Here is a 14927-nt window from a genome sequence, read left to right on the forward strand (position 1 = left end):
ATGCGCATCTTCGATCCCCACATCCACATGAGCGCCCGCACGACCGACGACTACGTCGCGATGTACGAATCCGGAGTGCGGGCCGTCGTCGAGCCGTCGTTCTGGCTCGGCCAGCCGCGCACGAGCGTCGGGAGCTTCGTCGACTACTTCGACGCCCTCATCGGGTGGGAGCGATTCCGTGCTGCCCAGTACGGCATCCGCCATCACTGCACGATCGGCCTGAACCCGAAGGAGGCGAACGACCCGCGCTGCCGCGAAGCGCTCGCGGTGCTGCCGCGCTACCTCGCCAAGGACGGCGTCGTGGCCGTGGGCGAGCTCGGCTACGACTCGATGACGCCCGAAGAGGATGAGGTGTTCGTCACGCAGCTCGCACTCGCCCGCGACGTCGGGCTGCCCGCGGTCGTGCACACGCCGCACCGCGACAAGGCCGCCGGCACGACGCGCACGCTCGACGTCGTGCGTGCATCCGGCATCGGCCCCGAGCGCGTGGTCGTCGATCACCTCAACGAGACGACGGTCCGCGAGGTCGCGGAGTCCGGCGCCTGGATGGGCTTCTCGATCTACCCAGACACCAAGATGGACGAGCGCCGCATGGTCGCGATCCTGCGCGAGTACGGCACCGAGCGGATGCTCGTGAACTCGGCGGCCGACTGGGGCCAGTCCGACCCCCTGAAGACCCGCAAGACCGGGCAGGCCATGCTCGACGCGGGCTTCTCGGAGCACGACGTCGACGTCGTGCTCTGGCAGAACCCGGTGGCGTTCTACGGCCAGAGCGGGCGCCTGCACCTCGATCCGGTGCCCGGCTTCGCCGAAGACGAACCGGTCGCCCCGGCGACCTTCGAGGGCAACTCGGTGCTGCGAGGGGCGCGAGCCTGATGGAGCTGTCGTACTGCACCAACGTGCACCCCGCCGAAGACCTCGACGGTGTGCTCGAACAGCTCGACGCCTTCTCGGGGCCCGTGCGGCGGGCGGCGGGGCTCGATCAGCTCGGCGTGGGGCTGTGGCTCCCGGCCGACCTCGCCTCGCGCCTGGCCGCGAGCGCGGAGGATCGCGACCGGCTGCGCGCGCGGCTCGACGCGAACGGGCTCGTCCTGCGAACCATCAACGCCTTTCCGTACCGCGCGTTCCACGCCGAGGTCGTGAAGCTCGACGTCTACCGGCCGGACTGGACCGACGCCCGCCGGGTCGCGCACACCATCGATTGCGCCACGGTGCTCGCCGACCTCCTCCCCGAGGGCGGCGCGGGCAGCATCTCGACGCTCCCGCTCGGATGGCGGGACCCGTGGACGGCCGACGACGACTGGCAGGCCACCGCGTCGCTCGCGAGGGTGTCGCGCGTGCTGCGCGCACTCCGCGACGACACCGGCCGCACGGTGCGGCTCGCAATCGAGCCCGAACCCGGCTGCGTGCTCGACACCGTGCACGACGTGGTCGAGTGGCTCGGCGCGCGCACGCGCTCGGGCGAGATCGATCCCGAGTTCGTCGGCGTCTGCCTCGACACCTGCCACCTCGCCGTGTCGTTCGCGGACCCGGCCGACGCGGTCCGCGGCATCGCCGACGCCGGACTCCGGGTCGTGAAGGTGCAGGCCTCGGCGGCGCTGCACGTCGAGGACCCGTCCGACTCGCGAAGCCGCGACGCGATCGCGGCGTTCGTCGAACCGCGCTACCTCCACCAGACGCGCGAGCAGGGTCGTGACGGCACCGTGCTCGCCACGGACGACCTCGCGGACGCCCTCGACCGGCTGCCCGCCGAGGGGCCGTGGCGGGTGCACTTCCATGTCCCGCTCCACCTGACGCCGCGCGCCCCGCTGACCGCGACGACCGACGTGCTCGTGGCCGCGCTCGACGCGGTCCGTGGCATCCCGCACGGTGACGAGGCCCACGTCGATGTCGAGACCTACACCTGGACCGTGCTTCCCGAGCCCGTCGACGACCTCGTGGCCGGCATCGCCGGTGAGGTGCGGTGGGCGGCCGACCTGCTGCTCGACAGCGACGCGCGGCATCCGTCGTCCGCCGTGCTCGCACCCTCGGAGGTGAACGCGTGACATCCGTGCTCCTGCTCGACGTCGTCGGCATGACCCCGCGCACGCTGGCGCACATGCCGCGGCTCAGTGCCCTCGCGGCATCCGGAGTCCAGACCGGCCTCGGCACGGTGCTGCCCGCGGTGACCTGCAGCGTGCAGTCGACCATGCTCACGGGCCGCACCCCGGCCGGGCACGGCATCGTGGGCAACGGCTGGTACTTCCGGGACCAGGGCGAGGTGCACCTCTGGCGCCAGCACAACGCGCTCGTGCAGGGGGAGAAGGTCTGGGAGACCGCACGGCGGCAGCGGCCGGACTTCACGGCGGCGAACATCGGCTGGTGGTACGCGATGGGGGCGAGCACCGACATCACCGTCACCCCTCGGCCCGTCTACCATGCCGACGGGCGCAAGTCGCCCGACGCCTATGTGCGACCCCCGGCGCTGCACGACGAGCTGACCGGTGCGCTCGGCGAGTTCCCGCTCTTCCAGTACTGGGGGCCGACGGCGTCCATCGCGTCGACCCGGTGGATGGTCGAGGCGACCCGCATCATCATGCGCGAGCAGCAGTCGGACCTCGTGATGGCGTACCTGCCGCACCTCGACTACGACCTCCAGCGCTTCGGGCCCGAGTCGGTCGAAGCCGATCGGGCGGCCGCGGAGCTCGACGTGGTGATCACGCCGCTGCTCGACGACGCGCAGGCCGCAGGCGCCACCGTGATCGCGGTCGCGGAGTACGGCATCGAGACCGCGAACCGGCCGGTCGACATCAACCGCGTCCTCCGCGCCGAGGGCCTCCTCGAGGTCTACGAGCAGCAGGGGCGCGAGCAACTCGATCCGTGGACGTCCCGCGCATTCGCCGTGGCCGACCACCAGGTCGCGCACGTCTACGTGGTCGACCCCGCCGACGTCGACCGGGTGCGCGACCTGCTGGGGCAGGTGCCGGGCGTCGACGAGGTGCTCGACCGCTCGGCCCAGCAGCGGTACGGGCTCGACCATGAGCGATCGGGCGAGCTCGTCGTGATCGCCGAGCCGGGCGCGTGGTTCACCTACTATTACTGGCTCGACGACGATCGCGCGCCCGAGTTCGCGCGCGGCGTCGACATCCACCGCAAGCCCGGTTACGATCCGGCCGAGCTCTTCTTCGACCCGGCCGACCGGTTCGCGAAGGCCCGTGCGGGCCTCGGCCTCCTGCGCAAGAAGGTCGGGCTCCGGTACGCGATGAATGTCGTGCCGCTCGACCCCTCGTGGGTTCGGGGCACGCACGGCCGTCTCCCCGATTCGAAGGCGGACTCCCCGCTCCTGCTCTGCTCGGATGCCGCATTGCCGTTCTGGGACGGCGCCCGTGACACGGTGCCCGCGGCCCGGGTGCGCGACCTCGTGCTGCAGGCGGCCGGGGTCGGCGCATCGGTGGCGACGACGTGACCGTGGCCCTCCCGGTCGAGGAGGTCGAGCCGGTCGAGCAGGTGGAGCAGGTGGTGCTCCTCGACGCCGACGGCGTCCCCGTCGGCGCGATGGACAAGGCGAGGGTCCACGGCACCGAGACGCCGCTGCACCTCGCGTTCTCCTGCTACGGCTTCGACCGCGACGGCCGGATGCTGCTGACGCGGCGTTCGCTCGGCAAGCAGACCTGGCCCGGGGTGTGGACCAACACGTGCTGCGGTCATCCGTCGCCCGGGGAGGATCTCGAGTCGGCGATCCGCCGCCGGCTGCGATCCGAGCTGGGCGTCGAGCCCACCTCGCTCCGGCCGGTGCTGCCCGACTTCCGCTACCGCGCGGTGGCGCCCGACGGGATCGTCGAGAACGAGGTGTGCCCCGTGTACTTCGCGGAGCTGCCGGCCGATCCGGATCCGGCGGCCGACGAGGTCATGGACTGGCGCTGGGTCGACCCGGCAGACTTCTTCCGGGTCGTCGACGCCATGCCGTCGCTCCTCAGCCCATGGAGCGTGTTGCAGGCCGGGGAACTGCGCGCGGAGGGGGTGCTCCGCGTTGAATCGTGATAACGAAAGAGGGGTGCCCTTGCGACTGAGCACCCGGAACTTTGACCACGAATTGTGGAAGAATGGACACATGACCGACATAAGTCGCACCGACCAGGACCGGCATATCACCGCCCTCGGTTCCTCCGTGGCGAGCGACCTCTTCCAGATCCTGCGCGACGGGCGCCCACGCACGCGAACCGAGCTCTCGGCGATGACGGGCCTCGCCCGATCCACCGTCGCCCTGCGCATCGACGCCCTCATGAAATTGGGCCTCGTGGGGCCCGTCGGCGACGCCGTCTCGACGGGCGGTCGCCCGTCGTCGCAGTTCGCGATCGCGGCCAGCGGGCGGGTGGTGCTCGGCGTCGACGTCGGCGCCTCGCACGTGCGCATCGCCGTGAGCGATCTGACCGGTCGTATCCAGGCCGAGACCAGTGAGCGCATTCGCGTCGCCGAAGGACCCGAGGCGGTGCTGACCTGGGTCTCGGGTGCCGCACACGACCTCCTCGACCAGCTGGGGCGGGCACCCGCCGACCTGCTCGCGATCGGCATCGGGCTCCCCGGTCCCGTCGAGCACAGCAGCGGACGCCCCATCAATCCGCCGATCATGCCCGGCTGGGACCGGTTCGACGTGCCCGGCTGGTTCCGCGGCACCTTCGACGCGCCCGTGCTCGTCGACAACGACGTGAACATCATGGCGCTCGGCGAGCGCGAGCTCTCGTGGCCCGAAGTCGACCACCTCATCTTCGTGAAGGTCGCGACCGGCATCGGCTCCGGCGTCATCTCGGGCGGCATCCTGCAGCGGGGTGCGCAGGGCACAGCCGGCGACATCGGCCACGTCCACGTGGCGCGCGGCGCCGACGTCCCCTGCCAGTGCGGCAACCGCGGCTGCCTCGAGGCGCTCGCCTCCGGTCCCGCGCTCGGGCGCGAACTCCGCGACCTGGCGGGCGCGACGGGCATGTCGGGCATGGCGCCCGAGTCGAGCCAAGACGTGGTGGAGCTCGTCAAGGGCGGTAACATCACCGCGATCCAGGCCGTTCGCCAGGCCGGCCGCGACATCGGCGAGGTCCTCACGACATGTGTGAGCCTCATCAATCCGTCGGTGATCGTCATCGGCGGCTCGCTCGCCCAGGCCGGCGAGCACCTCATCGCCGGCGTTCGCGAGATCGTCTACACCCGGTCGATGCCGCTCGCCACCGAGCACCTGCAGATCACCCAGTCCAAGGCCGGTGCCGACGCCGCCGTGCTCGGCGCCTGCATGCTCGCCATCCACCACGCGCTGTCGCCGTCGAACATCGAGGAGATGGTCATCGGGGCGCCGACGGCGGCGAAGGTCTGACCCGTTTCGCAGAGACAGATGACGGATGCCCCGGGGTCGGCCCCGGGGCATCCGTCATCGTGCGGTGTGTGAGAGTCGGCGCTACTCGGCCTTCGTGCTGAAGGCGGCGTCGAACGCTGCGTCGGGAGCGTCGAACGCGAGCCTGCGCACGAACTCGAGCGCCTCGGGCGCGCCGAGCAGGCGGTCCATGCCGGCATCCTCCCACTCGATCGAGATGGGGCCCTGGTAGCCGATCGTGTTCAGCATGCGGAACGCGTCCTCCCAGGGCACGTCGCCGTGCCCGGTCGAGATGAAGTCCCATCCGCGACGCGGGTCGGCCCAGGCCAGGTGGGAGCCGAGCCGCCCGTTGCGGCCGTTGACCATGCGCTTGCGCGTGTCCTTGCAGTCGACGTGGTAGATGCGCTCGCGGAAGTCCCAGAGGAAGCCGACCGGGTCGAGGTCCTGCCACACCATGTGGCTGGGGTCCCAGTTCAGGCCGAACGCCGGACGGTTCCCGATGGCCTCGAGGGTGCGCATCGTCGTCCAGTAGTCGTAGGCGATCTCGGATGGGTGCACCTCGTGGGCGAAGCGCACGCCGACCTCGTCGAAGACGTCGAGGATGGGGTTCCACCGGTCGGCGAAGTCCTGGTAGCCGGCGTCGATGACCTCTTGTGAGACCGGCGGGAACATCGCGATGTACTTCCAGATCGCGGAACCCGTGAAGCCGACGACCGTGTCGACCCCGAGCCGCGCGGCGAGACGGGCGGTGTTCTGCATCTCCTCGGCAGCTCGCTGGCGCACGCCCTCGGGGTCACCGTCGCCCCAGACGCGGTCGCGGAGGATGCCCTGGTGCCGCGCGTCGATGGGATCGTCGCAGACGGCCTGCCCGGTGAGATGGTTCGAGATCGCCCACACCTTGAGGCCGTGGCGCTCGAGCAGCGCGAGCCGATCGGCGATGTAGTCGTCGTCGTCCCAGCGCCACGGGTCGAGGTGGTCGCCCCAGCACGCCAGCTCGAGGCCGTCGTACCCCCATGATGAGGCCAGGCGGGCGACCTCCTCGAGGGGAAGGTCGGCCCACTGGCCGGTGAACAGGGTGATCGGTCGAGTCACGGGATCCTCCTTGATGCGTGAGTGCGTCGGTGCGGTGGCGTTTCAGTCGGTGGTGGTCCAGATGCCGCGGGCGCCGGAGCTCTGCTCGACGGCGCCGAGGACGCGCTGCACCTGGAGGCCATCGGCGAACGAGGGCGTCGGTTGCGCACCAGCGGCGATCGCCTCGACGAAGTCCTTGGCCTGGTGTGCGAACCCGTGCTCGTAGCCGAGCATATGGCCGGCCGGCCACCAGGCGGCGATGTACGGGTGCTGCGGCTCGGTCACCAGGATCTTCGTGAAGCCCCTGCGATCGGCCGGTGCGGTGTCGTCGTAGTACCCCAGCGAGTTCATGTCCTCGAGGTCGAAGGCGATCGCTCCTCGCGATCCCGACACCTCGATGCGGAGCGCGTTCTTGCGGCCGGTGCTCATGCGAGACGCCACGAAGGCGCCGAGGGCGCCCTGCTCGAATCGCCCGCTGAACAGGGCGACGTCGTCGACGGTGACCGCTCCGTAGCCGGCGCCGGCCGTGCCGGAGAGTCCGCTGCCCTCGGCGAGCAGCGGGCGCTCGGCGACCACCGTGTCGATGGTGCCTGCGACGCTGGTGAGGCGCTGGCCGGTGATGAATTGGGCGAGGTCGATGGCGTGCGCTCCGATGTCCCCGAGAGCGCCGGAGCCGGCGTGCTCCTTCTGCAGCCGCCACGCGAGGGGAACGGTCTCATCGACGAGCCAGTCCTGCAGGTATTCGGCGCGCACGCTGCGCACCTCGCCGATGGCACCGTCGGCGACGAGCCGGCGCGCGAACGTGGCGGCCGGCACCCGGCGGTAGGTGAACCCGACCATCGCGAGGACGCCGCGCGCGGCGGCGCGTTCGGCGGCGGCGGCCATCTGCTCCGCCTCGGCGACGGAGTTGGCGAGTGGCTTCTCGCACAGCACGTGCTTGCCCGCATCGAGGGCGGCGATCGCGATCTCCGCGTGAGAGTCGCCGGGAGTGACGATGTCGATGACGTCGATGTCGTCGCGGGCGATCGCCTCACGCCAGTCGCTGGAGGTCTCGGCCCAGCCCCATTTCTGGGCAGCGGATGCCACGGACCCGCCATTGCGGCCGACGAGCAGCGTCATCTCGGGCGTCGCCGGCAGATCGAAGAACCGCGGCGCGACGCGCCAGCCCTGCGAGTGCGCGGCGCCCATGAATCCGTAGCCGATCATGGCTACGCGCATCGAGGTCATCGTTCTCTCTCTCATCGGCCTCGACGGGCCGTTCGGGCGGACGCCCGCGTCGCGAGTGGCGACGCGGGCGTCCGCGAGGGGTGAGCGCGGATCCCGGGCGATGGCCGCCTGGGATCCGCGCGTCAGGAGGTGAAGGCGGTCGGCAGGTACTCGTCGACGTTGTCGGCGGTGACGACGGGTGCGAAGAGCACGATGCGCGAGGGCACATCCTGCTCGACGATGTCGCCGAGCGCCTTGCCCTGGGCCACGAGGCGGGCGAGTGCGATGCCGTCGGCGCCCTGGGTCGACGGGTAGATGACCGTCGCCTCGAGCACGCTGTCACCGGACTTGATGGCCTCCATGGCGTTCTTCGAGCCGGCGCCGCCGACCATGAAGAACTCGTCGCGGCCCGCGGCGTCGATGGCCGCGAGCACGCCGACGCCCTGGTCGTCGTCGTGGTTCCAGATCGCGTCGATCTGCGGGGCGGCGGCCAGCAGCTGCGAGGCGGCGGCCTCACCGCCCTGGACGGTGAAGTCGGCGGCGACGCGGTTGCTCACCTCGAGCCCGCAGTCCTCGAGCGCGTCGGCGAAGCCCTCCGACCGGTCCTGCGTGAGCGGGAGCGAGTCGATGCCGGCGATCTCGGCGACCACGGCGTCGGGGTTGTCGCCGAGCTGCTCGCAGATGTACGTGCCGGCGCTGACGCCCATGCCGTAGTTGTCACCGAGGATGGTGGCGCGTGCGGCGAACGTGCTCGAGAACTCGCGGTCGACGTTGATGACGGGGATGCCGGCCTCCATCGCCTTGATGGCGACTTCTGTGAGGGCCGCACCATCGGTGGGGAGGAGCACGATCGCATCGACGCCGTCGTTGATGAAGGTCTCGACCTGGCTGATCTGCAGGTTGGCGTCGTTCGTGCCCTCGGCCACGACGAGCTCGACGTCGTCGTACTTCTCGGCCTCGGCGATGGCGGCCGAGTTGATCGCGCCGAGCCAGCCGTGGTCGGCTGCCGGTCCGGAGAAGCCGATCGTGACCGTCTCGCCGGCCTCGGTGTTGTTCGCGTTGTTCGTGGGGCCGGTGTTCTCGGTCTCGCCGCCGGCGGTGCAGCCGGTCACGAGACCGGCGATGGCGATGGCGCCGGCTACGGCGAACATGCGCCGTTGGGTGCGCGCTGTGCGCATGTGTCCTCCAAGTGTGAGTGATTCGCAGACGTGCCGACGAGGACTTCGACCGGCACGGCTGCCCCCGGAGGGGAAGCTCAGCCGCAGTCCACGCTGACATCGTCACCGTAGCATAAGTGGTGCATGATTTGGCAACTTAAGTTTGTTCATCGTCATAAACGAATTCGGCCTCGTCTGTGGGGTCCCCATTCCCGAGGACGCCGAATCGCACCTCCTTTCACTGCACGAAGGCTGGCCGACCCCGTGGTGCATCTGTTATGTTCGTCGCATGATCAAAGGTGATAATCCAGCGTCATTACTTTCGATGCGCGGGATCACGAAGGCATTCGCCGGAGTTCCCGCCCTTCGTGGCGTCGATCTCGACGTGGTCGCGGGTGAGGTGCACTGCGTCCTCGGGCAGAACGGCGCGGGCAAGTCGACGCTGATCAAGGTCCTCGCCGGGGCGCACCAGCCCGACGGCGGCGAGATCATCTGGCAGGGCGAGCGGCGCGACATCCCGAACCCCGTCGCCGCCATCGACATGGGCGTCGCCACCATGTACCAGGAGCTTGACGTCGTCGACGGGCTGACCATCGCGGAGAACATCTTCCTCGGCCACGAGCTCGCGACCGGCGGTGTGCTCCACCAGGCCGCCGCCGCCAAGACCACCCGAGAACTGCTCAAACGACTCGGGCACGGCGACCTCTCGCCGCACCGTGAAGTCGGCACGCTCTCCGCCGCGCACAAGCAGATCGTGAGCATGGCGCGAGCGCTCTCGCACGATGCGAAGCTCATCATCATGGACGAGCCGAGCGCCGTGCTCGATGCCGAAGAGGTGAAGAACCTCTTCCGAGTCGTGCACGAACTCACCGGGCAGGGCATCGCCATCATCTACATCTCCCACCGGCTCGAGGAGATCCGCCAGATCGGCGATCGCATCACCGTCATCAAAGACGGCGCGAGCATGGCCAGCGGACTCGCGGTCGCCGACACTCCCACGCAAGAGCTCATCCGCCTCATGACCGGGCGCAACGTCGAGTTCGTGTTCCCGCCGCGCCGCGACCTCCCCGCCGATGCGCCCCTTGTGCTCGAGGTCGAGAGCCTCGGGTTGCGCGGCACCTTCTCGGACGTCACCTTCGGCGTGCGCGCCGGAGAGGTCGTCGGTCTCGCGGGCCTCGTCGGTTCCGGCCGCTCCGAGATCCTCGAGACGATCTACGGCGCCCGTCGCCCGACCTCCGGCACCGTCGTGGTCAGCGGCAAGCGCCTTCGCCCGGGCTCCGTGAACGCGGCCGTCGCCGCGAGCGTCGGCCTCTCGCCCGAAGAGCGCAAGAGTCAGGGGCTGCTGCTCGAGGAGCCGATCTTCAAGAACGTGACCCTCTCGTCCTTCGCTCGGTTCGCACAGGGGGGAATGCTCAACGAGCGCCGCGAACGCGTCGTCACGCGCGAGCAGATCGACGCCCTCGAACTCCGCCCCGCCGACCCCGATCGCATCACGGGCACGCTCTCCGGCGGCAACCAGCAGAAGATCATGCTCGCGCGCTGGCTCGTGCACGGCACGTCCGTGCTGCTCCTCGATGAGCCGACCCGTGGCGTCGATGTCGGCGCCCGCGCCGAGATCTACGCCCTCATCCGGCGCCTCGCCGATGCCGGCACCGCGATCGTCGTGGTGTCGAGCGAGATCGAAGAGGTGCTCGGACTCTCCGACCGCGTGCTCGTCATCGGCGACGGACGCGTCCTCCACATCACACCCGCCACCGAGATCGATGAGCACGGCGTGCTCGACCTCGTCATGAAAGGAACCGCCGCGTGAGCGAGCAATCCCCTGCACCCGCACCTGCGACCACGGTCATCGAACCGAGCGAGAAGCCGTCGGGAGGTGTCGTGCAACGCGTGCTCAGCGGCCCGGCCGGGCGCAACCTCGGTCTCATCATCGCGCTGCTCGTGCTCGTAGCCGTCGGATGGATCACCGCGGGCCCGACGTTCATGAACGTCGACAACATGCTGACGATCATCCGCTATGCCTCGATCATCGGCGTCATCAGCATCGGCATGACCTTCGTCATCACCGCCGGTGGCATCGACCTCTCGGTCGGTTCGGTGATGGGCCTCGCCAGCGTCGTCGCCTCGCTCTCCTGGATCCAGGCGGCGGCCGACCAGACAAGCTGGCTGCTCATGGTCGCGGTCGCCGTCGCGGTCGGTGGCGCCGCAGGCCTCATCAACGGCATCGTGATCGCCTACGGCAAGGTCGTGCCGTTCATGGCCACCCTCGCCATGCTCGTCGCAGCCCGAGGGCTCGCCGAATTGCTCTCCAACCGGCAGACGCAGATCGTCAGCGTCACCGGCTTCCTCGACTTCTTCCGCGGCGACTTCCTCGGCATCTCATGGCTCATCTGGATCTTCGTGCTCGCCACGGTGGCCGGCTGGTTCCTCCTCGCCCGCACCACGTTCGGCCGGCGCACGGTCGCGATCGGCGGCAACTTCGAGGCCACGCGCCTCGCGGGTATCCGCGTGAAGCGTCACCTCGTGTCGCTCTACGTGCTCACCGGCCTCGCGGCCGGCATCGCCGCCGTCATGATGCTCGGCCGCACGACCGCGGGCACGTCGACCCATGGCACGCTCTGGGAGCTCGACGCCATCGCGGCCGTTGTGGTCGGCGGCACGCTGCTCGTCGGCGGTCGGGGCACGATCGTCGGCACCGTGCTCGGCGTGCTCATCTTCGCGACGCTCACGAACGTCTTCACGCAGAACAACCTGTCCACCTCGGTGCAGAACATCGTGAAGGGCGTCATCATCGTCGTGGCGGTGCTGCTGCAGCAGCGCTTCGCGTCACGCCCGGGTCGCTCGAGTTAGACACGACCGCACCACGACCCTGCGCCCCGATGATCCGTGATCGTCGGGGCGCAGTCGTGTGCCCGGCATCGCCCGCGGGGCCCCCAATCCACGGGGCATTCGGCGCCTGAGCCGAGGGTCGGCAGAGGCCCCGGTGCTACCCTGAGGCGCCTGCCTTTTCGGAAGAGGGGTGGCGCAGCGTTCCGGGTCGTGCGTTACGGGTGCGACCCGGAACGCGCCGTTTCCCGGGCAGGCGGCTCGCTGGGAACTCGCTCACGCCGCCCGGCCCTCGGGCCCGACGCCGATCGCTCTCGCCTCGAGCACGGGCCCGACGGCACGCGGCACGGTGCATCCGCCGATCTCCTGACCCGGCGTTGCGGCGCGCCGCTGGACGGGAGCCCGGTGGCCCCGACGCCGGCCGAGGAGCGCCGAACCGCCACCGCCCGGGGCCGACCGCAGATATGCGAGAGCCCCGGCCCGCCCGATGGGCGAACCGGGGCTCCCGGATCTCAGCGCCGAACGGCGCTACTGGAGGTCGGCGATCACCGCCTCCGCCGCCCGGACGACGAGCGCCGCCGCCTCAGCGTCGGTGCGGATCCGCTTGGGGACCTGCGCCACGATGGACTCGAGCTTGCTGATCGCCGTGGCGGTGTCGCCGGCGGCGAGGGCCGCGTCGATCTCCGCCAGCGTGTCACCGAACGAGGTCGCAGCACCGTGAGTGATGCGGTTGTCGTCGTCGAGGCCCTCGAGCAACGCACGGATGTCGCCGGTCGACGTGGTGAACTCGAGCTGGTCGAGATCGACGCCGCCGGTGCTCGTCACGTAGAGCCGGTCGGTTCCCACAGGCACGGTCACGAGCGGTGCGGATGCCTCCTGCCACTCGGCCGCGGCACTCGCCACGTCGATCGTCAGGAACGGTGCGGCGTCGGCGCTGCCCCAGCGGAGCGAGAGGGAGCCGGTGCCCGTCGCGCGTGCCTCCACACCCGTGATCCCGATGAGGTTGACCGGGTCGTAGGCCAGCCAGTCGCCGGCCTCGAACGAGGTGACCTTGCGGGCTGCGTGGGCGGTCGCGTCGTCGACGGTCGAGGTTCCGCTCGAGGCGTCGGCGTGCTCGGCCTGCAGCTCGCGCGGGTTGAGGAGCGTCACGTCGTCGCTCGCCAGCGCCGGAGCGGTGGCACTGCCGCCATCCGTGTACGAGGCGCCGATCTGGGCGTAGATATTCTCGGTCTCGCCGTGGCCGGCCTCCTCCTGCATCTCGATCTCAGCGGTGCAGCCGCTTCCACTGAACAGCGGGTGGGCGTGCGTGTTGTCGTGGCCGAGAGCATAGGTCCAGAGGACTCGCGAGCAGTCGATCACGGTGTCTTCAGGGTCGGTGACCTTGACCTCGAAGGCGACGGTGTCACCCCAGTCGGCGAAGGAGCCGTTCTCGGGCGTCACGATCTCGATGGTCGGCGCGGTGTTGCCGACCGTGATCACGACCGACGAGAGGCTGACCCGGCCGCTGGAGTCGGTGACCCGGACGCGAGCCGTGTACTGGCCGTCGGCCGTGTACGTGTGGCTCACCTCTGCCGGGCCGGGCGTGAACGTGCCCGAACCCTCGAGGTCCCACGCGAAGCTGAGCGCGAGGCCATCGGGATGGGTGCTCTCGGCGGCCGAGAAGTCGACCTCGAGCGGACCCTGGCCCGACGTCACCGACGCCGAGAGCTCGACGCGCGGGCCCTTGGTGCCCTCGACGTAGTCGACCCGGTAGAGGCCGGCGTCGGGGTTCGGCCGGAAGAAGCCGTCACCGTAGTCGAGCACGTAGAGCGATCCGTCAGGACCGAACTCGAAGTCGATCACGTTGTCCCACGGGGGCATGCCCGCCGCGTTGAGCGAGGCGTTCGGAAGGAAGTCCTCGATCTTCGTGACCTCGCCGTCGGGGTCTTCCTGGCTGAAGGCGAAGATGCGATCGCGTGAGAACTCGGCCATGAACGCCTTGCCGTCCCAGTACTCGGGGAACTTCGTCGTCGATTCGTTCTCCTCGTCGTACCGGTAGGTCGGGCCGCCCATGGGGGCCTGCCCGCCTGCGCCGAGCTCAGGCCACGGCTGGTGCGTGGGCTGGTCGCCGTACCAGATCTGCGGTGCGGTTGCCGGTGACAGCTGCGTGAGACCGGTGTTGTGGCGCGAGGTGTTGATCGGGCCTGCAGCGCAGTCGAACCAGTCGCCCTGGGTGAGTGTCTCGTAGTCCCAGTCGTTGTAGTTCGCGTTCGGTCCGTGGCAGTAGGGCCAGCCGCCGTTCATCGGCTTCGTCGTGCTCTGCCATTCCACGTAGCCCATCGGGCCACGGAGGTCGCTCGCCGTGCCCGCGTCGGGGCCGTAGTCGCCCCACGTGAGTGCGCTCGTCTCGGGGTCGTAGTCGATGCGGAACGGGTTGCGAAGGCCCGTGACGTAGATCTCGGGGCGGGTCTTCTCGGTTCCCGGGGCGAAGAGGTTGCCGGAGGGAATCGTGTAGGAGCCGTCTGCCTGCACGTCGATCCTCAGGATCTTGCCGCGGAGGTCGTTCGAGTTGCCCGCGCCACGACGCGAGTCGAAACCGGGGTTGAATCCGGCCCGGTCGTTGTTCGGGGCGTAGCCGTTGGCGCCCGGCGTGCTCGCGGGCGTGTTGTCGCCCGTGGCGAGCAGCAGGTTGCCGTCGTTGTCGAAGGCGATGTCACCCGCGACGTGGCAGCACTGGCCGCGCTGCACCTCGACCTTGATGATCACCTGTTCACTCGCGAGGTCGAGCGAGTTCGTCTCGGCGTTCCAGTGGAATCGGCTGAGCTGGTTGTAGCCCTTCCACTGGTTCCAGTACGACTCGTCGGCGCCCGCCGGCAGGGAGTTCGGCGCTGATCCGGTCGGCGTCGTCGCCGGGTAGGGGGCCGTCATCGTGCGGGGCGCGTAGTAGAGGTAGACCCAGCCGTTGTCCTCGAACGCGGGGTCGAGCGCGATCGTCTGCAGGCCGTCTTCGGAGTTCGCGTAGACGTCGATCGTGTTGACGGTCGCCGTCGTGCCCTGGGCGGGGTCGGTGAGGCGCACCTGTCCGTTGCGCGTCGTGTGCAGCACGCGCGAGTCGGGGAGCACTGCGAGGTCGATCGGCTCGCCGACGTTCTTCGTCAGCGTCACGCGCTCGTAGTTGGCCCAGGTCGTGGCGCTGACCTCGTCGCCGTGGTCATGACCATCGTGTGCGAAGGCTGCGGCCCCGGCGCTCACTGTGAGCGAAGTGACCGCCAGCAGTCCGCTGAGCACGAGCGCGCCCAATCGGATTCTGGATTTGGACATGGATGTCTCCTTGGAAGAGGGGTGTCGTGGAT

General features: G+C 69.8%; 11 protein-coding genes. 7 read left to right on the top strand and 4 right to left on the bottom strand.

Annotation, left to right across the window (positions count from 1 at the left end):
• The 5 genes from QFZ26_RS09055 (at position 1) to QFZ26_RS09075 (ending at position 5338) form a co-directional block, all read left to right on the top strand.
• On the top strand, positions 1-876 hold the full coding sequence (locus tag QFZ26_RS09055; protein WP_307041329.1) for a TatD family hydrolase: 876 nt from the start codon (positions 1-3) through the stop codon (positions 874-876).
• The gene (gene eboE / locus QFZ26_RS09060) at positions 876-2045 is read left to right on the top strand and encodes a metabolite traffic protein EboE (protein ID WP_307041331.1); all 1170 of its coding nucleotides are present in this window, start codon (positions 876-878) and stop codon (positions 2043-2045) included. Before QFZ26_RS09055 ends, eboE begins: the two co-directional genes overlap by 1 nt.
• Positions 2042-3445: an alkaline phosphatase family protein gene (locus tag QFZ26_RS09065; RefSeq protein ID WP_307041333.1), complete on the top strand. Its 1404-nt coding sequence runs from the start codon at positions 2042-2044 to the stop codon at positions 3443-3445. Before eboE ends, QFZ26_RS09065 begins: the two co-directional genes overlap by 4 nt.
• The gene (gene idi, locus QFZ26_RS09070; protein ID WP_307041335.1) at positions 3442-4020 is read left to right on the top strand and encodes an isopentenyl-diphosphate Delta-isomerase; all 579 of its coding nucleotides are present in this window, start codon (positions 3442-3444) and stop codon (positions 4018-4020) included. Before QFZ26_RS09065 ends, idi begins: the two co-directional genes overlap by 4 nt.
• 70 nt (positions 4021-4090) lie before the next feature.
• Positions 4091-5338 (top strand): ROK family transcriptional regulator, encoded by a 1248-nt coding sequence (locus QFZ26_RS09075; RefSeq protein ID WP_307041336.1) that lies wholly within the window; start codon positions 4091-4093, stop codon positions 5336-5338.
• An 81-nt stretch (positions 5339-5419) separates the two neighbouring features.
• On the opposite strand, the gene QFZ26_RS09080 is transcribed toward QFZ26_RS09075, so the two are convergent.
• The 3 genes from QFZ26_RS09080 to QFZ26_RS09090 all read right to left on the bottom strand — a co-directional run bounded on the left by QFZ26_RS09080 (position 5420) and on the right by QFZ26_RS09090 (position 8790).
• On the bottom strand, positions 5420-6427 hold the full coding sequence (locus QFZ26_RS09080) for a sugar phosphate isomerase/epimerase family protein (RefSeq protein WP_307041338.1): 1008 nt from the start codon (positions 6425-6427) through the stop codon (positions 5420-5422).
• A gap of 42 nt (positions 6428-6469) precedes the next feature.
• On the bottom strand, positions 6470-7633 hold the full coding sequence (locus tag QFZ26_RS09085) for a Gfo/Idh/MocA family protein (RefSeq protein ID WP_307041339.1): 1164 nt from the start codon (positions 7631-7633) through the stop codon (positions 6470-6472).
• Positions 7634-7755: 122 nt separating this feature from the next.
• The gene (locus tag QFZ26_RS09090; RefSeq protein ID WP_307041341.1) at positions 7756-8790 is read right to left on the bottom strand and encodes a substrate-binding domain-containing protein; all 1035 of its coding nucleotides are present in this window, start codon (positions 8788-8790) and stop codon (positions 7756-7758) included.
• A gap of 268 nt (positions 8791-9058) precedes the next feature.
• Between QFZ26_RS09090 and QFZ26_RS09095 the strand changes: the two genes are divergently transcribed.
• Both QFZ26_RS09095 and QFZ26_RS09100 read left to right on the top strand, forming a co-directional pair.
• A complete protein-coding gene (locus QFZ26_RS09095; RefSeq protein ID WP_307041342.1) occupies positions 9059-10579 on the top strand; it encodes a sugar ABC transporter ATP-binding protein in 1521 nt (506 codons plus the stop codon).
• Positions 10576-11619 (top strand): ABC transporter permease, encoded by a 1044-nt coding sequence (locus tag QFZ26_RS09100; RefSeq protein WP_373460705.1) that lies wholly within the window; start codon positions 10576-10578, stop codon positions 11617-11619. The genes QFZ26_RS09095 and QFZ26_RS09100 overlap by 4 nt, the downstream gene beginning before the upstream one ends.
• A 504-nt stretch (positions 11620-12123) precedes the next feature.
• Here QFZ26_RS09100 and QFZ26_RS09105 read toward each other — a convergent pair.
• The gene (locus QFZ26_RS09105) at positions 12124-14895 is read right to left on the bottom strand and encodes a PQQ-dependent sugar dehydrogenase (RefSeq protein WP_307041344.1); all 2772 of its coding nucleotides are present in this window, start codon (positions 14893-14895) and stop codon (positions 12124-12126) included.
• Between the last annotated feature and the right edge of the window lie 32 nt (positions 14896-14927).

The organism is Agromyces ramosus, from assembly GCF_030817175.1.
In the GTDB taxonomy this organism is placed as follows: domain Bacteria; phylum Actinomycetota; class Actinomycetes; order Actinomycetales; family Microbacteriaceae; genus Agromyces; species Agromyces ramosus_A.

Bases quoted from the DNA above. Each gene is read 5' to 3' on its own strand.
- QFZ26_RS09055 (WP_307041329.1), top strand. From the start codon at position 1: ATGCGCATCTTCGATCCCCACATCCACATGAGCGCCCGCACGACCGAC.
- eboE (WP_307041331.1), top strand. From the start codon at position 876: ATGGAGCTGTCGTACTGCACCAACGTGCACCCCGCCGAAGACCTCGAC.
- QFZ26_RS09075 (WP_307041336.1), top strand. From the start codon at position 4,091: ATGACCGACATAAGTCGCACCGACCAGGACCGGCATATCACCGCCCTC.
- QFZ26_RS09085 (WP_307041339.1), bottom strand. From the start codon at position 7,633: ATGACCTCGATGCGCGTAGCCATGATCGGCTACGGATTCATGGGCGCC.
- QFZ26_RS09090 (WP_307041341.1), bottom strand. From the start codon at position 8,790: ATGCGCACAGCGCGCACCCAACGGCGCATGTTCGCCGTAGCCGGCGCC.
- QFZ26_RS09095 (WP_307041342.1), top strand. From the start codon at position 9,059: ATGATCAAAGGTGATAATCCAGCGTCATTACTTTCGATGCGCGGGATC.
- QFZ26_RS09105 (WP_307041344.1), bottom strand. From the start codon at position 14,895: ATGTCCAAATCCAGAATCCGATTGGGCGCGCTCGTGCTCAGCGGACTG.